This window comes from Bradyrhizobium sp. AZCC 2176 (genome assembly GCF_036924645.1).
GTDB lineage: Bacteria > Pseudomonadota > Alphaproteobacteria > Rhizobiales > Xanthobacteraceae > Bradyrhizobium.
In genome coordinates, this window is the sequence record NZ_JAZHRX010000001.1 from 2,279,631 (window position 1) to 2,300,798 (window position 21,168).

14 protein-coding genes are annotated in these 21,168 nt (G+C 57.2%); 5 read left to right on the forward strand and 9 right to left on the reverse strand.

Annotated elements, in window-relative coordinates; all coding sequences use genetic code 11:
* Positions 1 to 104: 104 nt before the first annotated feature.
* A complete protein-coding gene (locus V1288_RS10470; protein ID WP_334356963.1) occupies positions 105 to 1,088 on the forward strand; it encodes a hypothetical protein in 984 nt (327 codons plus the stop codon).
* 38 nt (positions 1,089 to 1,126) lie between these two features.
* Here V1288_RS10470 and V1288_RS10475 read toward each other — a convergent pair whose 3' ends face one another.
* The 8 genes from V1288_RS10475 to V1288_RS10510 all read right to left on the reverse strand — a co-directional run bounded on the left by V1288_RS10475 (position 1,127) and on the right by V1288_RS10510 (position 16,326).
* Positions 1,127 to 2,773, reverse strand: a complete 1,647-nt coding sequence (locus V1288_RS10475) for a hypothetical protein (protein ID WP_334356964.1) — start codon at positions 2,771 to 2,773, stop codon at positions 1,127 to 1,129.
* Positions 2,774 to 2,930: 157 nt separating this feature from the next.
* Positions 2,931 to 4,250 (reverse strand): exonuclease domain-containing protein, encoded by a 1,320-nt coding sequence (locus V1288_RS10480; RefSeq protein WP_334356965.1) that lies wholly within the window; start codon positions 4,248 to 4,250, stop codon positions 2,931 to 2,933.
* A gap of 124 nt (positions 4,251 to 4,374) precedes the next feature.
* Positions 4,375 to 5,145, reverse strand: coding sequence for a TIGR02391 family protein (locus V1288_RS10485; protein WP_334356966.1), 771 nt, complete (start codon positions 5,143 to 5,145; stop codon positions 4,375 to 4,377).
* An 80-nt stretch (positions 5,146 to 5,225) separates the two neighbouring features.
* Positions 5,226 to 8,264, reverse strand: coding sequence for a DEAD/DEAH box helicase family protein (locus V1288_RS10490; RefSeq protein ID WP_334356967.1), 3,039 nt, complete (start codon positions 8,262 to 8,264; stop codon positions 5,226 to 5,228).
* Positions 8,261 to 10,066, reverse strand: a complete 1,806-nt coding sequence (locus V1288_RS10495) for a phospholipase D family protein (protein WP_334356968.1) — start codon at positions 10,064 to 10,066, stop codon at positions 8,261 to 8,263. The genes V1288_RS10490 and V1288_RS10495 overlap by 4 nt, the downstream gene beginning before the upstream one ends.
* Positions 10,063 to 11,298 (reverse strand): DUF6361 family protein, encoded by a 1,236-nt coding sequence (locus tag V1288_RS10500; protein ID WP_334356969.1) that lies wholly within the window; start codon positions 11,296 to 11,298, stop codon positions 10,063 to 10,065. Before V1288_RS10500 ends, V1288_RS10495 begins: the two co-directional genes overlap by 4 nt.
* Before the next feature lie 116 nt (positions 11,299 to 11,414).
* Positions 11,415 to 14,813, reverse strand: a complete 3,399-nt coding sequence (locus V1288_RS10505; protein WP_334356970.1) for a TM0106 family RecB-like putative nuclease — start codon at positions 14,811 to 14,813, stop codon at positions 11,415 to 11,417.
* 268 nt (positions 14,814 to 15,081) lie between these two features.
* Positions 15,082 to 16,326 carry a DUF6538 domain-containing protein gene (locus V1288_RS10510; protein ID WP_334356971.1) on the reverse strand — a complete coding sequence of 415 codons (1,245 nt, stop codon included), beginning with the start codon at positions 16,324 to 16,326 and terminating at the stop codon, positions 15,082 to 15,084.
* A 254-nt stretch (positions 16,327 to 16,580) separates the two neighbouring features.
* Between V1288_RS10510 and V1288_RS10515 the strand changes: the two genes are divergently transcribed.
* The 4 genes from V1288_RS10515 to V1288_RS10530 all read left to right on the forward strand — a co-directional run bounded on the left by V1288_RS10515 (position 16,581) and on the right by V1288_RS10530 (position 19,898).
* Positions 16,581 to 17,765 (forward strand): tyrosine-type recombinase/integrase, encoded by a 1,185-nt coding sequence (locus V1288_RS10515; protein ID WP_334356972.1) that lies wholly within the window; start codon positions 16,581 to 16,583, stop codon positions 17,763 to 17,765.
* A 791-nt stretch (positions 17,766 to 18,556) separates the two neighbouring features.
* The gene (locus V1288_RS10520) at positions 18,557 to 18,751 is read left to right on the forward strand and encodes a helix-turn-helix domain-containing protein (protein ID WP_334356973.1); all 195 of its coding nucleotides are present in this window, start codon (positions 18,557 to 18,559) and stop codon (positions 18,749 to 18,751) included.
* Positions 18,752 to 18,823: 72 nt separating this feature from the next.
* Complete coding sequence (locus tag V1288_RS10525) at positions 18,824 to 19,597, forward strand: hypothetical protein (RefSeq protein ID WP_334356974.1); 774 nt, start codon at positions 18,824 to 18,826, stop codon at positions 19,595 to 19,597.
* Between the two features lie 13 nt (positions 19,598 to 19,610).
* The gene (locus V1288_RS10530; protein ID WP_334356975.1) at positions 19,611 to 19,898 is read left to right on the forward strand and encodes a hypothetical protein; all 288 of its coding nucleotides are present in this window, start codon (positions 19,611 to 19,613) and stop codon (positions 19,896 to 19,898) included.
* A 134-nt stretch (positions 19,899 to 20,032) separates the two neighbouring features.
* On the opposite strand, the gene V1288_RS10535 is transcribed toward V1288_RS10530, so the two are convergent.
* Positions 20,033 to 20,989 (reverse strand): MrcB family domain-containing protein, encoded by a 957-nt coding sequence (locus V1288_RS10535; RefSeq protein WP_334356976.1) that lies wholly within the window; start codon positions 20,987 to 20,989, stop codon positions 20,033 to 20,035.
* Positions 20,990 to 21,168: the final 179 nt, after the last annotated feature.

The following is a 21,168-nucleotide window of genomic DNA, read 5'->3' on the forward strand; positions in this document are numbered from 1 at the left end:
CACTTAAAGGTTGACGCCCATTCACACGCGCGAATATGGTCTATCTCATGCATCGAATGCATTTATGCATCGCATGCATGAGGTGACAAGCCCGGAAAGTGGCGATGGCAAAAAAAGGGTTAACAGGTCGTTACACCGCGGATGGACTGCGCGACATGCTGCGAGGAATCCCGCGAGCGCCTTGGCATGTGACGGCCGGGCTCATGCGTCAGGCGCTGGCTCCAGGAAAGCTTGATTCCGAGACCGTCAGGCGAATTGCCAGCGAGGCCACCGGGTTGAGCTGGGGTCTGCTCACGAGATACCTCAATGTACTTGGGAGAATCGAAACCGCAGCCTCATCTGCGGGCGTGCCCCCGGACGACCTGATTTCCCCCGGCTTCAACGGCGTGGAAATCGCCATACGCCTGTATGATCGCTCGTCCGAACTTGGGCTCGCCGCCCTGCGCGGATTGCACGACGGCACCACGTCCCTCGCTGAAGTTCGCAATCGGCTGGCGAGCGCTCCGGCTGGATCGGCGGACGCCGACGTCGTTTCCCGTAGCCGCCTTCTGCGCAGAAATGCCACCGAAATCCAGGCAGTGGAGGACGCGGTGGAAGCGGCACGCGGAGCGTTATTTCCCAAGGATTCGATTATTAGAAGAAGGCGCGGCCTGCTCTACTTCCGGCGGGTCGGCATAGAAATCATCGCATCAAACGGCGCGCCGCTTTGCGGCTTGGACATCGTTACAGATTCAGCACAGGGCCGCGATTCCTTGGACGCCGGCTTGGCCCAGTCGGTGCTGCTCTCAACATATTTTCCGAGATTCCATCTCGTCTTTTCGCCAAGCGCGGATGCTTCGACGATCGACGAGGCCGTCTCGGCACTCGAGCTGCTCACCGTCCCCTGGATAGGAATAATACAAGTCTTAGAGACCGGACGTCTCGAAATCATACGCAAACCGTCCGTATCTCCATTGCCTGATCGCAGCGCACAGTATTCGAAGCTTGTTTCCAAACTAGCCGTCGGCAGGACGACCGCACTGCCGGCAGATCGAAAGCGTGTCGATCAACAGACGTCCAATCAGAATCGGCGCCGCAAGGATGATTAAGGGATCTGACGCGCGCAAATGGCCAAGATCCGGACAGACTACGCGGCTCTCGTTTGCGCTGACACGGATCGCTCGCGTTGCAGGAGCGCGACAGCTCTCGCCAGAACGTCATCGCCTGCGGCGCGATCCATCCTGAGGCAGCTTTCACTGACGTCATATCGCGGAAACAAGTTCATCCAGGCGGCCGTAACGTCGACAGGGAAGAAGCCATAGTTGCCGCCTTCTGTTGGAAACGCGTGCCCTTGGATGTAGAGCCTGACGTCCGGATCCATTGCAATTCGACGGCACTCCGTCTTGAACCGGTGCCGCCAACCATGGTTCGGGGCCACCGACTTAGGAGCGATGCCGGCAACAGTACGCGCCCATTCTGCCAACCCTTCTGCACGTGTCTTGTGGATGGTAAGCTTTGGTTGCTTCAGCTTCTCGCCTTCAAAAAAAAGGGGCTGGCCAGACCGACGATCGACAAACTGTAGAAATCCTTGCTCGATTAGATCGCGGTGTATCGGCACAAGCCGCGGCCGCCCATTCTTGCTTTCCTGGATGTCGATTGCGAACACACCCGCTTCCTGAATGATGTGCTTCGATTCAAGGCGAGTTATCTCTGCAACCCTAGCGCCCGTATAGGCGAGAAGCCAAGGAACCCATCGTCGAGCATTGGCGACATCCTCGCTGACATCCTCTTGGGGTTCGAGGCTTGCTTTCAGTATCGAAAACACCTCTCCGTCCCTGAGATCCTTCTCACGGGTGCGTGCGAGCGGCCGCCCATCCACGGAAATCGCCTCGCATGGATTGACCTCGATAAGGCCGCGCTTACGGGCTGAATTGAAAATAGTCTTGAGCGCAGCGAGATATCCATCCCTTATCCGAACATCGCTCAGCTTTTCCCGTTCCTTCAGATGAGTGAGCCAGCTCAAGACATCGGAGCGGGTGAGCCGAGCCACTTCGTCGTGACCAACGAATGCGACGAACTTGTCGATACACGCCTTGAAACCAGCGTGGGTATCCGGCTTAGCTTCGGGTCTTGCACGCTTCCACGAAGCACAAAGCCCCGAAAGTGTTGTGGTTTCCGGGTTGGGCCACGCCGGATAACGATCCTCATCCTGGTCAGGTCGGAGGTCACCCTCCCACCGCCGTAAGGAAACGCGACAAGCGTGCTTGGCCGCACGTTGCGCTGCCAGAATGAGATGCCAGCGTTCCCACGCGGGAAGTATCAAACCTCGCGCGGCCAGCACGGCATCCACGTGGCGCCCTTGAAAGCTCTCGAGAGCTTCATAGTCGTCTTCCGGCTTCGTAATTTTCCGTGGCAGTTCCCCATCGATCTCCTGCATGAGACCGAGCATCCCCGCCGCACTCACTGGTGTGTGAAAATACTCTGGAGGATAGCCTCGCAGCCAACGGCGATAGACCTCGCCGGTCAAAGCCTCGCGCTGGACAATCGTCAATCCTTCGACGGCGCCTTTACGCAGTTGAGCCCATCGCGCTTCGACATCATGGTCGTACTTGGCCCAGGCGGCATGCGCTCTCGTCCGGTCCTTGCCGAGGCGCTTCTTTTCTTCGCGCTTGTGCTGTCGCGGACTTCCGGCAGTCGCAACGGCATCCAGATCGCGCAGAATTTGCCGCACGTCCTCCGGAATCCGCCGTCGGTAGTGATAAACTCCCGCCCGATCGCGGATCGGACCCTTCATGCGACGCGCCCCATTTTGCGGGCACTGGAATAGCAATTACCGGTAACCAGTCCGGCTCAGCTTTCCGTCAAATACTGAGGGCGTCAGTAATACTTCCGAAATCAAGCGTTGACGTACGGGCCAACGACGAAAGCCAGCCGCCGATTGACCGCCGCTGTTATGGTTGACGGGCCATCCGCTCAAAGTCACTCTCGCCCAAGATCCTGATCGACTGCCCGGACGAGATCAGTGCCTCTGCTTTTCGCTGCTTGGAGCTCTTCTCGTAACCTTTGGTCGCGCGCAGATCTTGGTCGCCAACGACCAGCAAGGTTGTCCTTTGGGTCACGCTTTCAGCAACATCGCAACCGGCTTCCGCGGCCAAGGCTGCGGCTGCTGATCGTGTGATGTTAAGGCGTCCCGTAAAGACCACAACTTCTCCTGCCAACGGGCCCGTCTTGTTCCCAGACTGCGCGACTGCAGCTTCGGCAATCGGTTGTTCGACCCGTCTCAGCCAGTCGACTATCCCAAGGTCACTATCAATTTGGGCCCGCTGGAGAAGCAGACCAGCCGCCCGAGCGTCCTCGGCCGCATCGTGATGCCTGAACTCGATGCCAAATGTAGACGCCAATCGCTTCAAACCATACCCACCACCATCCTCGACGAACTCAGGCCATGCCCTCCGAGCTACACGAAGCGTGTCAAGCCAGATACACGGCAACGGTTCTGTGCCGTACTTCTCCGCCGCTCGCGTAAGCGCCGTCTTATCAAAATGAGAGTGATGAACGACAACCACGTCTTGGAGTGCGGCCGCAATGACGGGAAACACCGTCCTCATGTCTGGTTTCCCTTGCACCATCTCCGGAGTGATTCCGTGGATCGATATATTCATCGGGTCGAATTCATCTCTTGGGTCCACTAGGATCGTAAGCGATTTGAATATCTCCCCACGACGAAAGTGAACTAATCCAATGGAGCAAATGCTCGCTGAGTCAGCGTTCGCGGTCTCTACATCCAAGGCGATAAAATCAGTAATGGCCTCCTGATTTGGATCCAGAATAATAGCTGGCGTCTTTCGCTTGCTTGCGGGCTTGTCGTCGAAGGCAGGTTTCGGCGCGTTCACGCCAGCTTGCTTTAGCGCTTGCCAACGAGCCATCTCCAGGCGCTGAAGCAGCTTCGGAGGCTTGACGCCAGGCGCGTGCGGTTGAGCGGCGTATCGTTTCAGGACCGCGATCTCATCATCAAAGCGATCCAGCTTACGATAGATGATTGCAGCCTGTTCGTAGTACCATGGAGCAACGCCGCCAAGTCCGGCAGCGCAATCTCGCTCCTGAAGATCCATTTCGTCGTTCAGTAAAGCGAGCGCGTCGGCATATCGCTGGTGACGCTTAAGTTCTTTCACTTGCTCGACAAGGTTCTCGATTCTACCCGTCTCGCGCTCATAAGAGCGCCCCATCTTGGCGCTGCGATCAGCGAAAATGTCCGCCGGAGTAATATCCAATGCTCCGATTGAAGTTTCCGGGACCGTTACCGAAAGAGCACTATCGCAATGATCGTGTTTGTTTCGAAACCATCCGGCCGGCTTTCCGCAGACGACGCAATCCCCCACGACGTGAGCCCTCCCTCTAAGAAGCCGGTTTAGGTCTCCGCGCGTCCACAATGCGCAAGAGGTGCGAAGCCAAGAGGAGCCGATCCTTCGCGTCGTCCAGATCAATTGCCAGTTTCCGGTGGGAGACTGGATTTCGGTAGGCATTCATCGCGCCGATGAAGAGTGTTTGCAAACCCAAGCGCTCCTTCTGAGGCTTGGTCGTATCCCGATCGCCCAATGGGCCATTGTCGGGATCGAAGGCCTTCTTCATCAAGGCGTCTCCATAATCCTTCGCGTCATAGCCACCTGCCAGGCGCACGGCATCCTCCACGGTCACGAACGCATCCCGCACGGCATCGGCAAGGTCGCCTTGCGAGGTGGTGTTCGTGCTGCGCACGATTGCGTTCCATGCTTTCTCGCGGATGTCTGGATGCAGAAGGGATTTTGGGAACGCCGCCGCGTCCAGCAAACGCTGCATGTCTTGACCTTCGGCGACCCCTAACCCCTTTGGAGTGAAGTCGCGCCAACCGTGCACGCCGTTTATGCCGGCGGAGCGCTCTATGAGGCCTTCTCGCTCCAGCCAATTCCAGGCGGAGTTGACGTGACGCTTGACCTGATCACTCGCCGGATACGGATAATCCTTCCCATTAATCACCTCCGACGCGTCCGGTTGGGTTACGCTCTCTGGGACAAAACCAGCCGCTTGCCGCTGATCGAGCGCCATCTTCAAGAGGACCGGCCCCAAAACCTCTGGAGCAAGTTTCAGCACATAATCGGGGTTTGGAAACTTTGAAAAGAGCGACGGCATTGGGTCAAAACCTCAAGAAAGAAATCAAATCTCACCAGCAGCGGATGTCGCGGGTCAACTCTAAATTCGCAGATGAGAGGTTACTGAACCTCCCGCCTAACGCTGAGCGACTCTGTCATTGATGGAGAAAGGTTCAGCGCAAGCCCCCGGGCTATGTCCGGACTGGCATCGATATGTTTTAGGAAGTTTATGAACGCCTCCGGATCTGGCTGGCCGATGCCAAGACGATAAAACATCAAATCATCTTGCAATCTCTTCAGGCGCCGCGCACGAACACTGAAATCCATATTGAAGGTAATACTGGTCGGCTTCTCTGAGGCGGGCGTCCACCACTTTTGTAGCCCTATCCCGTCATCGGGCGCCAAATGTGCCCTCTCAAATAGCTCGATGAACGGACTATTCCTAGAGGCAGCTTTGTAAACTGATGGCGAGTGCTGCGCGACAAAGGCACGACGTACCGTCAAGCTTGAGTAGCGAGATACCCTCCCTTCCCGCTGCTCAAACTCGACCGGTCCGACTGGAAGATCCCAATGAACAATCATGTCACACCAATAGTGGAAATCTAGTCCTTCCTGCCCAATAGACGTCGTTGAGAGTACATGCGGCCAAAATGGCGAGTTAAACGCTCGACGTAGCGTGTCCGATCGCAATTTCTCATCCTTGCGATCGTGCCCTCCACCCCTTCGTTCTCCTCCAGAGAACGGAGCGGCAGCGTGAACGCGCACAGGAGAATCCGATCCGCGACGACGAAGCCGGACCAACCCTGGTCGATCCAACAAGCCATTGCCCAATTCAACAATGAGCTCGCTCCCCTTCTTGTCACCGAGAGTCCGCAGCAATGCGAGCTGCTCATCGAGAACCGCCTCGAAACCTCCCTTCGTAAGCGCCATCATAAGAGACTGCGGATAGCGCTTCCTTGACCTACCCACCACCGCGCGCTCAAAATAGCGCTGTCCCAAGTAGGTCCTCAATTTCGTCCAGCAAAAATCAAACGCTTTCTGAACAATCTTTTCGTCGAGGTTCTCGCGTACTTTCAGTGCGACGCCATGTCGTGCTAACGAACGAGCCACGATGGGACCGGGCGCCGACAGCAAGAATTCTGCCAAACGTTCAATTTCAATTGTCGAAATTTGAGTGATCTGTGGTGTCTTAGACCACACGTCAAGTGTGCTTAGTAGCGCCGGAATGCGAAGCGACCTTGTCAATTCCCGCGCTATCTGGCTGTTCCCACCAATTTCCAAAGCCACCGCTACCTTCCACGTCGGACGGGAAGGACCATTCTTGATCTCGATCCCTCGTTGCTCGATCCACACTCTGAGTTGCTTTGCCGCGTCGCGGACAATAGAGGATATTCCGAGGGCCGGGTCCTTCTTCGGCTCTATAGCCGCCGATAGCGATGGCCAAGGTGCGAACATCGCCAGTAACCCATGATTGAGTCCGACATTCGGACGCAGATACGACTGCGTCTTGACCTTAACACCTCGCAACTTGGAGCCGATGGATGCTTCGTCGATTGGCAGACTAAGAAGAGCGCTGACCGCTGTTGGCACCGCTCGAAATTTGCTGAACAAGAGCACCTTGCCGCAGTTTCTGCTTTGATTTTCTGCCCAGGCTCCTTCCAGCGTCCACCATGGCAACGAGGGTTTCAACCACGGCAACTGCAATAGTTTAGCGTCGACAACAGAGTTGCTCAGCTGCCGAAACTGCGGATGTGCCGGCCGGGCCCTACTGTTCTCAATTGTTATCCGAGGTCGCCGCCTTGCTCTTAGAAGAGCCTTCCACACTCCGTAACCATGCAAGGTTTGCGCTGGATAGGGTACGGAGGACCACAATGGAGTAGTCCACGAGCGCAAGCGGTCATTCTTAACAGCAGCCACTGAGGTAGCGAGATGTCTGAAGACCTCGATATCCGCTGACTCGATGGAAGTTGGAAGCGCGCATCTGACAAATTGATCGTCCGTTAGTGCGAGAGCTCGCTCAGTCCGCGCGATCACAGGTTTGAATATGGCTTCCAGTTGCCGTTTAGCCAGAAGAATGCGTTGCTTGGCCTGGTCGACCTCCTCCCTGCTCGCGAGCGCTCTGTGATATGCGCTTATGGATTCTGTTACCCTTCTCGCAAGGCTGTCGCCTTCTGGTCCATAGAGAAACTTTACGAGCTCTATCAGAGACCCGTAGCGCTGCCCTGGATTAATTTGTGATCCGTCAAGGCGGCTGAGTTTGTAGGGAGTCGCCGAAAGCAGAAGGACAGCTGGAGAACGCCCGCCATTTCCATTTAACAAAGCGTCAATAAGAATCTTATGGACCCGCTGTCGATCCGCCAGGATTTTGCCAGCGCGCTGCTGCTCAATCGACGCCGACTTTTTAGACAAGTTACCGCGGCTCGGTACGATGAGATCGGCGTAGCGGTGAAATTCATCTAGGATCAACAGATCGGGAGAGGTCCTCTTTCGGCTAAGCGCGGCAAGAACCAGCGCACTCCGGCATCGCGCCACGAACTCCAACGGATCCTTTGTCCACTCGAGCCACGATCGCATTTCGGGCTCGAGATGCCCTCCGTCACAATTGAATATCGCTCGTAAAGCCTGATCAAAAGAAGAAGCAAGCGGAGAGACATCGTCGCTTGATGCCTCAAACAGTGGCGTCTTAGCACCTCGGTTGCTCTCCAACATTCGAAGGTCGCGAACAAGGTCGGGATAGCCACGCCTGATCAGGTTCCAAATAAGCGACCGTTCCTGCTTCCTTCCAGTTCTTGCGCCCGGCTTCCAGCAGGGCAAGCTTGTCTCTGGGGTCAACGAAAGGACACGAAACCCGTTTCCACTCGGTGGCGGACTCCAAAGAGAAAGCGAGAGCCGATCTGCTCCCGCGGACTGCTCTGTCCTGGTCAGGCCGGTAAGGGCCGCAAACTTGTCGCGATTCTGCGCGGCAATTTCCAAACTCGGACAAAGATAGAAGATGTTTAGAGAATGACCCGATGGCTTGAGGCGTTCGGCGACCGCCCGAGCCACGATGGTTTTTCCCAAGCCAACTTCGTCCGCAACGAGAAACCGGCGCGATCCCGTTGAGAGCGCGCTCACTGCGGCGTCGACGGTTGCCCGCTGGAATAACTGAAGCCTAGTCATAACGTCTCGGCTGATAGCGCTTCGGTTACGGCCGCCCAGAATTTCTCAATTTCCGCGAGCTCCCTGCTCGCTGTCTCCCGCTCTGCGCCTGGGGGACCCGACTCAATTTCTTCTCTGAACGCCACAATCATCGAGCTTACATCTGGTACGCGACGTTCAAATTCCTGGGGATTTCGAGCCCAGCGCGTCAACACATGCTCGAGGGAAAAACCACTATCGAAAGCACTTGCGGGACGACTGCCAGTGTTTGGATTTGGCTCTCCAGTCCATCTCTCGGCCTCGGCAGGAACAACACCTTCTAGGGTTGCACGGAACCAATCCTTGAATCTGCCAACCCCGACGTATGCCGCGATGGCGGCTCTATCGCGGATCTCAGGCTCAAACCCTGAACACGCGACCAGTTGCGTCCAGAGTCGACTTACGCTGGGGTCCGACCTCGACGTCGCTTCGAATACCACAAATGACGTTCGACTCTTGATCGGTAACTCGCTCTGGCAAATCACCAGTGCGCGCGAATTGGACGGCCAGTGCACCTTGGTAGCAGGCAGCGAGAATAGCTCAACAGTAAGCAGGTTACGGGAAAGAAATTCATCGAGATCGCCATTAACGTTTAGAACAGCGCTCGACTGGCCGATGTCCAATCGGAATTCCAAGTTGGCCAAATCACTAACATCCTCATCGAGGGCCCTCTGCGCAGGGTCGTGACCCGGTTCTTCGGTATCTTGCAAGCTTGCCCGCGACTGGCATGCGAAGTAGTTGACAAGCGCTTCTTGGATTTTGGGGTCACTTAGTTCAAGTTCGGCTGTCACTTCCGCATTCGGTCCGTTCAAACCACGCCGAGTTAAATTTGCGCTCCCGATGAATAAAACCGCCTTCGTTCCTCGCGATTGTAGGATGAGCTTCGCATGAAGGCCTCGTGCCGGCACGAAATCCTCAAATTCAGCCTGAGCCGTTTCTACCGGTGTTTCGCTGGAATCGAGCCCTAACGGCTCCGGAGGCGCCATGACCCGAATGTCCATTTCATCGGGGTATGTAAGCTTACTAGCTGACTCCTCCGTCGTCAGAATCCCAATCGAGTCGCCTCCGGCGAACGCCAACGCTTGGGAAATTCCCTCTCTGTCTACGAAAGGACTTATGGCAATCGTCCTGCGTTTGCGAGACGCCTCGGAAAGAAACGGCCTTACTGTACCTGCCTGACGCCAATGGATCCTGACAACCTTTACGCCCCTCGGCGCTTGCCACCGTACTTCTTTCAATTCCTCGATCACCGCGCCAGGCATGTCGTCCGGCGTCAGCAGTCCATCGATCAAGTCTGCCATGCCTGCCATTTGGCCACCCCGGCCACCATCAAGCCTACCTATCAGCAGCAAGCCCGCTTCGAGATCCCGAGACCCCGTCAAGTTCCTACTACCGATCCAAAATCGCCAAGTAACCTTGCCCTCCTTCAAGTATCTCACGAAAGCAAACTTTGGATGCCAAGATGCCATTCTTTGGTTTGTAGAAATTTGTCGTATCATTCCGTCGAGGACGATCAGGATTGCATGATGTCTCTTCGGAACGACAATCCGGCTCTTTTGACAAAGCACCTTGAGTCGACCCGACATCTTTCGAAAGGCATCGATCAATCCGACTGGTCCTGTTTCGAACTCTTCGTCGGCCTTTCCTCCAAGTGCTAGGACTAGTCCTAGGAGGGTTACTAAATCGAGCGAGTAGGTCGCCACAGCAGCATTCGTGACCACCGCGTCAACGTCAGGCTTTAGTACATCAAACAACGAATACGAACTCTCCTGATCAAAACTCATGCCGACAGGTCTTTCAGGAACGTACTTACAATTGGCCAACGATAATTGAGCGGTTGAGCAGGGTCGCTAACTGTCCAAAGCTCCCGCCTTTTTGCCGCCGCCGGTGCGAGCATTGCTCGCGAATTCTTCAGGCTGATCTCGCGTTGCAAAAATAGCGGCTTGAGCTGATCGAAGCCTCCCCCGACGTAGGACCATTCTTGGACTTCTCGGAGCAAGTCGATGAGCTGTTTGTCAATTTGCTGTAGTCGGTCCGCTTGACGTAGGTCAAATTCCAGCTCCTTAAGATCGAGGGATAGGGCATGCGTCCGGTGCTCGAGCCGCAGCTTTTCAAGGAAGTCCATGTGGATCTTGGAGCTTTGGCTTCCTCTTACATCCGCATTTTTTAGTTCTTCGATCATTGCAGCATAGAGCGCTCGCCCAATGCAGACCAAAGAAGCTGCCTTTCGGGCCCGCTCCAACGCCTCCTTGTCGTCAGCCGAGGCCAAGCCGGACACTCTTGCACTCCACATGCTCTTTGGCACGATGCCAGCGCGGGCGATCTTCGACATCAGAGGTTCTGACGCCGCCGACACTTCGATCGCAGACCTCCATCTGTCCTTGATGAGCTTTGATTCTTGGGACGTGAGCTGGAACGACAACTGGGAGTTTCCCTTAGTCCACCCGTCGGGCTGCGGAGGCAGGTCAACGAAGATGGGCTCATGATCTTCATGGGCGAGCTCATCCTTTCGCTTTGCGCTTGACCAATCTATCCAGTGCGCATGCAGCTCTGCCTGACCAGGCGCCTGCGTCGTATTTTCCCGACGACGAAGCAGACCCCAAAGCTTCAGGGCGCTCCAGTAAATGCCGCTCGGCATCAAGACAGGTTCAGCACCCACTTTGAACCGCGTCCATCCAATTATGCCGGAGCGGTAGGGATTGTTGAAATTGAGTAAAAGCTTCTTGCCAGTCCGAACTTCTATTTTGCGAAGTGCCTCAACAGGAAAGGCTTGCGACCGGTGAGACCGCAGAAGCTCATCGTAAGCCCAGCAAATAAACCAAATGTATCGGAGTCGAGTTTGCTGAACCGACGTTCCGGGGAAGAATCGATTCGCGTAGGCAAAGTGTATTGGCCCAAACCCCAACTCATCACGCGTTCCTTCAGCGGCGCTGGCAGAGAGCCTCCGTTCGGCGACGGCACGATCAGCCTCCGAGAGAACGACCCATCCGAGATTCGGTACGACCAAACGAGCCATGAAAACTGTTCCCCAACAATGAATTTCCTTTTACAGCCTTGCCTCAAGAAGCGTTAATTGCGCTGTTCGCTTTCAAGACAGATATCACGCTGACAATTTTGTTCGCATGGACCGCACTAGAGCGGATCCGCCAATTCCAAATATCGGCAAAACGCGTTCGCCAGTTGCATTTGGCGCGGCGTTCGGCAGTCGACTTCAAATAGCCGCGGACAGGCAACCATGATGCAAAGGCATTTTGCGCGCGAAGTGGCCACGTTCAGACGGTTCGCGCTATAGAGAAACTCCATCCCGCGCGGTGCGTCGTTATGACTCGATGTTGCCATCGAATAGATAGCGATTGGCGCCTCCTGTCCTTGAAACTTGTCGACGGTGCCGATGCGTGCGCCCGGCAATCGCTCTTGAAGTTCGAAGACCTGCGCGTTGTAGGGAGCGATGATTAGGATATCCTGCAGCCCAATGGCAGCCTCCTTCCCCGCGCCATCAACCCAGCTTGCCTTGCTGCTGAGGATTTCATCGACAAGCTCTTTGATCTCGTCCGCCTCTTCGGGAGAGGAATTCTGGTTACCCTCGTGCTGTACGGCAAGATAACGAAGGCCGGCGCCGTTTACGCGACTCGAAGACCTTATCTCCTGCCGCTCCAATCCAGCGCGCGAGCGAAGTCGAGCCTCATAGAAGAGTTCAGACGTGAAGGCGCAGATGTCGGGGTGCAAGCGCCAGGTCTCCTCAAGAAAGAGTCCGCGACTTGTGTCGATGGTTGCGTGCTCGCCTAGGACGTGGTCAAGCGCCGACACTGCTACGCCATCCGGATGACTTCCCTGTATCGGCTGCTCAAGCTGCCTTGGATCCCCTAGAAGGGCGATACTTTCGGCCGCTTGCGACACGGCCAGTACATTCGCAAGTGACATTTGCGCCGCTTCGTCCACGAACAAAACATCCACGGTGCCTGCAGCGTCTGGACGTGCCCAAAACCAGCTGGTCGCGCCGCCCACTTGGCTGCCATTCCCGAGCCCGTCAATGAATTCCGAATTTTTAGTCGTCAGTTGAAGCCGCGGCAAAGAGGCGGGCTCGTCCGAGACCTTTTGTATGCACTGAATAGCCAATTGCTCTTCGGCGGCCGCTTCCAGGGATTTGTTGAGCAGATGGCGAATGACCTTGTGACTGTTAGCTGTGATACCAACCGTCCGCTTGTCGCGCACAAGCGCACAGATCATACGCGCACCTGCATGGGTTTTGCCAGCTCCCGGCGGCCCCTGTACCGGAAATGCGCTCTGATCAAGTGAGAGCGCCGCGCGCATCGCAGTTGTCAGCGATGGCTCGCCAGCTTGCTGCAACGCCTGACCGCGAAGGCGTGGAGCGACTTTGAGCAGCAAGTCCCGAGCGGCACGATAGGCGCCCGGCCCAATGATCCCGTGATTCGCCACATGCTCGCCGATCCGGAACACGGATTCGGCAAGAACCTGATTGTTGACGAGCTTGTGCGCGAACACGGCCTCGGGATGAAGATTCGCGGTGTCCTGGCGCTTTTTCACGTCGACGGTTCTGTCGTCATTGGAAATCGCGACGACGCTGCCAAACTTGTCCCCCCCAACAGATTTCAAATCATCATCGGCACGAACATCGGTTTCTTGGATCGTGAATCTGTACCGGTGGATTGGGGCCTTCACCGTTCCACCAACTCCGCCGAGAAAGGCCAGCCCTCCCAAGCCCGCGCGCTCATGCAATAGATCCTCGGCCGACAAGTCGCTCAGCCGGAAGTACTCCCACCAAACCGCCTTGTTCTCGCGGCCGAAGAAATCGAGCAAATGAGCCAGTAACCAGCGCGCTTGCTGCTCCGTGCTGCGTTCAGTCACGTCGTCGGGGACGTCGCTGGTCAACCGCGCCGCAAGTCCGGCAACCCTGCGTTTCCAAGCACTGAGATCTTCGCCAATTTCAGCCGCTTTCGGATGCGGCCGATCGATCATCTTGCCTTGAGCGATCAGCCCGTCCCGCAATCCCTCAAGCCAGTCCCGCAAGGCGCGCGTCGAGGCACAGTCGTCGCGGTTGTAGCCGGTAATGGCCGCCTGGTCGCCCGGGTCAATTCCATCGGCGTCGAGCAATTCGAGGCAGGCCTGCACCCGTGCCATGGCACCGCCGACATCGATCAGCGGGACCGTGCGATCAAATTGGTACAGCGGCTCCAGTTTCTTGATCGAATAACTCTCGACGCTCGCGCGGACGCTCTGCCGGACAATGGCGTACAAGTCCACGAACACGCCCGCCCGAAGCAGGTTATCGACCTCGTCCTCTCGCGTGGCGTACCGCCCCATCAGACGCTTCAACGCGGCCGGCTCATAGGGCGCGAAGTGATAGATGTGCAAGCCGGGGTGCTTGGCCCGCCGCTCCGTGACGAAGTCGATGAAGCGCTCAAACGCGGCGCGTTCGTGTTGTCGTGTAGTAACCCAGTCGCCGACATAAGCGTCCGAGCCGTCGTCCTTGGCATAGAGATAGCCGAACAGGAACTCGAGCCCACCGCCGTCCACGAACGGATCGCCCTCGAAATCGAAAAAGATGTCGCCGGGCGACGGCTCAGGCAGCCGAAACAAGCCAAATTCCGCGACTAGCGGCAGCGCCTCGTGAAGCAGCTGGCCCGCGCTGCGCCCCTCGACCTGGAGTCTCGCCTGCTCGCGCACCCTCTCGTAGCTTGGCGCAGTCCCCCGATCAGGCCGCCATTGCAGTGGGATAGGCAGTCTGGCCAGGGCGGCCATTGTGCCCACACCTCGCCGGACCAGTTCCTCAATCTGGGTCTTGGCTATCCCTGCGACAAGCGACAGGTGATCGTCGGCGCGCCGCCTCGAAGCACAGGGCTCGCGCCATCGACAGACCTCGCAGTGCTCGATCGGGTCGGGATAGAGGCTGTCATGCGGGGGCACAGCCGCAAAGGTCTCCAAGCTTCGCCTGATGCGCCGGTAGAACGCCGCAAAATCGGCCACGCGATAGGCCTCCGGCAGGTACTCCGTCCCGGGCGTCACGACATGGGCCGACTCCGGGACCTTCTGCTGCATGGTCGCCAATAGGTCCGAGTAGAGGCTGAGCTGCAGGACCGTGTTACCCTTGGTCTCGCGGGCCAACTTGGCGTCGGTAACCTCGTATGACCAGGCGCCCAAACCGCTTGGTGTCTCGATCCGCCGTAACACGTCGGCGCGACCGCTCCAAAGCCCATCCCGTAACGCCGCCTGAACGATCACCGCGTCGCCGCGCACCATCGCCTGCCGCGTTTGGGCCACCGAGGCGTGATCGATGCCAACGCCGGCAATGACGGTGACGGTCCCGCCCTGCTTGGTGAGATGGTCGACAAAACCCTGCTCATGGGTTTTGCCGCGCTCCACCAGGGCATCGAGGGTCGGGTCATGGCGGAGCTTTGGCTTGGCCAGTTCGCCTTGGGCGACCTTGAGGTCGAGATGTGTGAGGTAACGACAATTCAGATGCCCAACCAGGTCGCCAGCGCTGAAGACGATTGCCGCGCCGTTCTCTTGCATCCATCCCCCGAAGCTGCTGCCGGGCCCTCGGGACTCGGCTCCCGCAACAACGATACCGGCCTTCAAGCAAACGCGAAAGAGCAAAGCGAGACACGCAAGGCGCGAACGGACCGCATCCAGGCTCTATCCCTTCGAAGACAGAGCCGCTCCGACGAGAGTCGGCGCCGCATCCGCCGGGGCACCGTACCCAGACGTCACAATCGCGCGCCGCCTTGACACTTGGCCTTGCACCAAGGCGCGTCATTGGGCTCGGCCAAGCCATTGGCTACTACACTACGTACCTTGGCAATTTCTCGATCTCGCGAAGGGCAACAAGGGGCCATGTTTCGCCGTAGCGATCGCTGACCTTTGCGCCCGCATGGCCCTGCAGAATATTTCGTACATCCTCGGGTATCGATAGAACACGAGCGAGCGATGAAAATCGATGCCGCCAGCCATGGTTCGGCGCCACACGCTCGTCGATCCCCAGTGAACGCACCCATTCAGCGAGCCGTTCGCCCACCTTCTTGTAGTGAGGGTTCGCATGGCTGCCGCCACGGCTGCGGCGCGGATCATAAAACAGAGGCCGCGCTCCCCTCGACTTCGCGAACTTAAGCAAGCCTTGATCAACCAAGTGGCTATATAGCGGCACTTCGCGGAACTTCCGCGTCTTGTTGGTTTCGGCTCGTATGCGCAGCATTGGGATGCCGTCCCGCTGCAGAAAATCACGTCCAGTGAGGGGCGTAATTTCGTTCACCCTCGCCCCCGTGTAGGCGCAGATCCACGGGACCCACCGACGCGCGGCAGCCATCTCGACGCTGATCTTATCGGAGGGCGGCCGCAGCGTCGCGGCCAGGATTATCCTTGCTTCTTCGCCACTGAAGCCTTTGTCTCGTTCGTGCAGAGTGTCCTTGACGCGCACGCGAATGCCAGCGGCTGGATTTTCGCTCAGCATATCTTGGTCGACTGCGAATTGCAGGGTCGCCTTTATGGCCGCGAGATAGACATCTCGAATGGTAACGTTTGACATGTCTTCGACTAGAAGAGCGTTCTTCCATGCGACGATATCGGCTCGCGAGATGCTCGTCGCCTCATCGTGGCCGAGATGAGTAATCAAGCGTTCCACGACAGGCGTCCAGCGCTTCACGGTAGCGGGAGCAAGCTGAGCTTCGGCGGCGTAGGACTTGAATATTGAGCGGACCGACAATCCTGCCTTCGACGCGACCGGCTCTGCCGACGAGATCAAGGATGAAGATGTGATGTCGACGATTGGTTCAACAGCGAGGGCTTGTACCGGGATGGGCGTGCACACCGTTGCTGTATCGATGAGTGGATTAGTAAGCCGGACCCAATCACGCTCGATCTGTAACGCAGCTTCGAGATACCGAATGCGTGCAATGCCAAGGTCTCGCGTCCTCAACGAGTGTTTGATCTCGCTCTTTCCAACCACTTCCCTCAACCGATCGGGAACACGTTTCCTGAACCAGAAAATTCCGCTTTCAGGGTGCCGTTTCGGGGTGCCTAATGAGGTCATGTGTACCATCGTTGTGTACCAACGGTGGTCCGGAAAACCCTTTGATTTCAAAAGGCCCGCTATTTTCTAGGCTGTTTTCGACAGGGTGGCGGAGAGGGAGACCGCCGAACTACTCACCGCCGTCGTTCGCAGCCGTTCGTTTGCAATTGAAATTATGCCGATAGTATAGGGTTTTCCTTCATTCTCGTTTTTCATCGTTCGTTGCCGCCCGTCCCAAGCCATGTTAATTTTGGGGACTGACTTGGGGACTGACGATGGCAGGTAATCTGACGGCTCGGAAGGTGCAAACGGCAACGCCGGGCAAATACAGCGACGGCGGCAATTTGTATTTGATCGTCTCCCCGAATGGGTCCCGCAAATGGGTCCTCCGCTTCACATGGCGGGGGAGAGCAAGGGAAATGGGATTGGGAAGCGCTGCTGCGGTGCCCCTCGCCGACGCCCGTGAGAAAGCCGCCAGCGCGCGCCGGAAGATCGCCCGAGGCCTGAACCCCATCGATGAGCGGAAACGCACCAATGGCGTCCCCACGTTCGGCGAAATGGCTGATCAGGTGCGCGAAGCGCTGTCCGTCGGTTTCCGGAACGAGAAACACAAGGCTCAGTGGAAATCGACGCTGACCACCGACGCCGCGACGTTGCGAGACAAGCCGGTGGACACCATCACCACCGATGACGTGTTGGCGGTTCTGAAACCTATCTGGACGACCAAGCCCGAAACCGCTTCGCGGCTGCGGGGCCGGATTGAAAAGGTGCTGGACGCTGCCAAGGCCAAAGGGTTCCGAGACGGCGAGAACCCCGCGCGGTGGCGCGGCCACCTGGACCACCTGCTGCCACGGCCATCGAAGCTTGCTCGCGGACACCACGCCGCGATGCCCTACGACGAACTGGCGGCGTTTGTAGCGGACCTTCGGGGGCGCGAGGCTCTCGCCGCGTTGGCACTGGAACTGTGCATCCTCACAGCCGCTCGATCCGGTGAAATCCTTGGCATGCGCTGGGATGAAATCGATCTGGACAAGAAAATCTGGACCGTGCCCGCGCATCGAATGAAGGCGGGGCGCGAGCACCGGATACCGTTGTCTCAACGCGCCACCGACATTCTTGTTAGACTTAGCGAGGGCCGTTCGGGCGAATTCGTTTTTCCGGGCCAGCGCCGCGACAAACCGCTGTCGAACATGGCGATGGAAATGATGCTGCGGCGCATGAAAATCGAGAACGCCACCGTGCACGGTTTCCGATCCAGTTTCCGCGATTGGGCTGGCAACGAAACCAGCTATCCGCGCGAATTGATCGAAACCGCCTTGGCGCACGTCATCGGCGACAAGGCCGAACAGGCTTACCGCCGCAGCGATGCGCTGGAAAAACGCCGCAATCTAATGGAGGCATGGGCGGACTACTGCGAACCCAAGCGGACGACAAACGTTGTGAGGATGCGGCAGGCGTAGCTGTATCCCGCGCCGCCCTTGCACCAAGGGGCCGGCGATGCCACAGCGCAAACGCAGATTGCCGATTTCATCCAGCGGTCAACCTGCGCCAAAATTCGAGCCGAATGCAGTGTTCTGGGGACGATGTGAAACCGCATACGGCCGAGCCATTTCACGTGAAATACGCGAAGAGGTAGTCACGGCTACGAACAATTTCCTCTGGATCGCCAGCATGGAGGCGGAGGCAGAGGACCTCAATGCGGCCGTCGAGCGCATCGGCCGATACAGGAAGGCAGCAGGCGCTCTGTTGAATGAACAGGGCGAACCGGGATCAACCGCCTCCATTTTTTACGCCGAGTATCTAATTCAAAGCGAATTTCCCGACACAACGCTCGACCAACTCCATGATCTACTGATGTCATACCATGGAGCGTGCGCAAGAGCACAAGGGCGAGCCGCTTCTGAAAACGAGCCGGAATTCCGGCAAGGCGCGTCATGGGACACTTGGATCAGGAATATCACGGCGATTTGCAAGCGACACCAGTTGCCAATCGGTTCCCGCAAGGACGACGACAAAATGCGCCAGCACTCCCCGTTCGTGCGCCTAGTCTATGAACTTCAAAGCGGGTTCGACCACAGGTACCTCCGCGGAGCGCATTCCCGTACAGCCGTAGCAAAGGCAATCGGAGACGCGCGAAGGTCGGGACGGAAAACGGCCGCAAGCGCCCCGCAATAAGTCCCGCATCTGTTGCGATTGATCGGCTACGACCTTCATGACCCGCCCGGTTCGGGCATAACGATGAAGGCGTCCCATGAACACCCACGTTTCAATTGAACCGGAGGCCCTGTCCGTTCCGCAGGCGTGCGCCCTCGCCGGTATCGGACGAACAAAGTTGTACGAAGCAATAACCGCCGGCAGCTTGAAAGCGCGCAAATTGGGGAAGCGGACCCTGATACTTCGGGATGACCTGCGCCAGTTTCTCGCGGCACTTCCGACCGCGGCTTAATCAATTCACAAAAGTTGCCCGGCCGTATCGACGACACCGGGCATGGCCTCACCGCTAGTCCGCAGGCGCAAAATGTACCGTTGGTTTCGCCTTTACAACGACGCGATCAACGATCCGAAACTGTTACGGCTTTCGGACCACTTGCATCGATTGTGGATCGGGCTTTTGTGCATCGCCTCCAAGAATGAAGGCGCGCTTCGCTCGATAGAGGACATGGCCATCATGCTGCGCACGACACCGGCCGTGTTGGAGCGCGACATCAGCAGGCTAATAGCCGCACGGCTCATTGATAATCATGAAGGCAGGCTTACACCGCACAATTGGGAAAAGTGGCAGCCCAAATCGGACGGCATCGATCCTACCGCGTCCGCGCGTATGCGGCGTTACAGGGAGCGTCAGCGTAACGACCGTAACGCCACCGTAACGGTGATACGACCAGACACAGACACAGACACAGACACAGATACAGACACAGAAATAAATTCCGTGGCTATCGCCACGGACGCTTCGGCGTCGATTGATCCATCGGCTGCCGAGCGCGAATTGTTTGCAAGGGGAAGGGAAATTCTCGGCAAGAGCGCAGGCGGCCTGATTGCCAACCTGCTGAAAGCTAAGGGCCACAACATAGCGTTGGCGCGCGCGGCACTAGAAACGGCTTCGCAAAAGGAAAACCCGGCCGAGTACGTTGCGGCCGCGTCTCGCGGTCCGCCTACTGCTAAGCCGCTCACTGAACATCAACGCAAGCAGCGCGAAGCAGTGGAGTTAGTCAATGTTCTCAAACAGAAATCAAGCGACAGCGGCAGCGGCGACGATATTGGGCTGCTACGACACGATCACGGCGAGTGATCCGAAGGTGTTCGTGGCGGCACTCGTCGAAATGTTGGCAATGTACCCGTCCGCCGTCATAGCCCGAGCCGCCGATCCGGTGCGCGGCCTACCTGCCCTCGTCAAATTTCCGAACCTGGCCAGCTTCCGCGAGCAACTCGAACGAATGCTCGACGAGCATGACCGAGACGTGCGGAGGGAACGGCATCGACAAGAGCGCGAAAAACAGAACCAATTATCGGCACGGCCGCAACTCAATGATCGAGCCAAGGCACGAGTTGTTGAGGGGTTTCAGAAATTGAAGGCAAGGCTAGGCGGGTAATTGGCAAGGTAGATGCCCCAATGCCCGCCTCCCCGGGGGGAGGGAAAAACGAACACATAAAAGCATGCTTATTGGAAATGGGGCCGTCAACACGGCGGCATTCGGGGTTGGTTTGCCCCGAATGGCGCATCGCGCTAACACTTCAAGCGCGCGCGAAATGCGATGAGGTCGCTCGGGTCGTCCGTACGGTGGATCATACGGTGACAGTTCGCGCAAAGAACCGCAAAATCCTTGGCGACATCGTACTGGACCGCAACACCCTCGGCTAAGGTGCTGATCGGCGTGAGATGGTGGGCCTCTATAAAACCTTCTCCGATGTCACCATAGCGAGCGGAAAACTCCAAACTGCATGCTTGGCAGACCGTGCCATGATGCTTTTTCGCCGCCTTTGCCGCCGTGCCATTTCTTTCAATCTTCTTGTGCAGAACGTACTTTCTCTTTTCGGTTATAGTTGCGTTGTCGGGCACGTTGAAGTCGGAGACCTCCGTATCCGCATCGCCATCTGCATCCAAACCACCTCGAAATGTCAGCGCTCGATAGGCGCGGATCAGTAATTGCAGATCGTCTCGCAGCGTCGCTTCGCTCGGCAACTCGGTAAGGCTGTATCTGAAACCCAAACTATGACCCGCGGCGTAGTCGCCGGGAAGGCGAGCATCCGATCCTGTCTCAATTTGGATTAGTGGGGCTGCCGAGACGAATTCTGGCAGGCGTTTCCTTATGAAATGAGCGCGGTCGCTTAGAACATCACGCGTTTTCGAACCGAATTCCTGTCGGGTAGATGTCGTACCTTGGTTTAGCGAAAGGAAGGCGACTGGCTCCGTCGCGTGAAATAAGTAAACCGCATAATAGCCGCGTACAGCACTCGTGGTGACGACTGGATCAAAAACAGCAATCCATGGAATAGCTGCCCAGTTTCCTTGTCCCGGACTGCCTTGAATATGAAGGCCTCCGCCCCGATCGCCGAGACCATCGGCAATTGCTTGTTCGGCATCAGTCCTTATGAAGCGCGCCAACGGATGGGCTTCTAACGGTTGTTTCCGGGCCTCGGGAAATTCGCTGATGATGCGATGCAGAGTTTCTCGTAAGGGCATTGTAGGCTTTCTTGATCCCAAAACGGGCATACTTACGGATTTCGCCGAACGATCCGAGTTGTGTAGTAGGCATTTCTCAATCTATTGTTGGCCGAATACTGTCAATGGATTTTCGAGCCCCGGGTGGTTCTGATGTCTGATACGCGAAAACAGCCGATCAGTTACGTCACTTGGGCAAT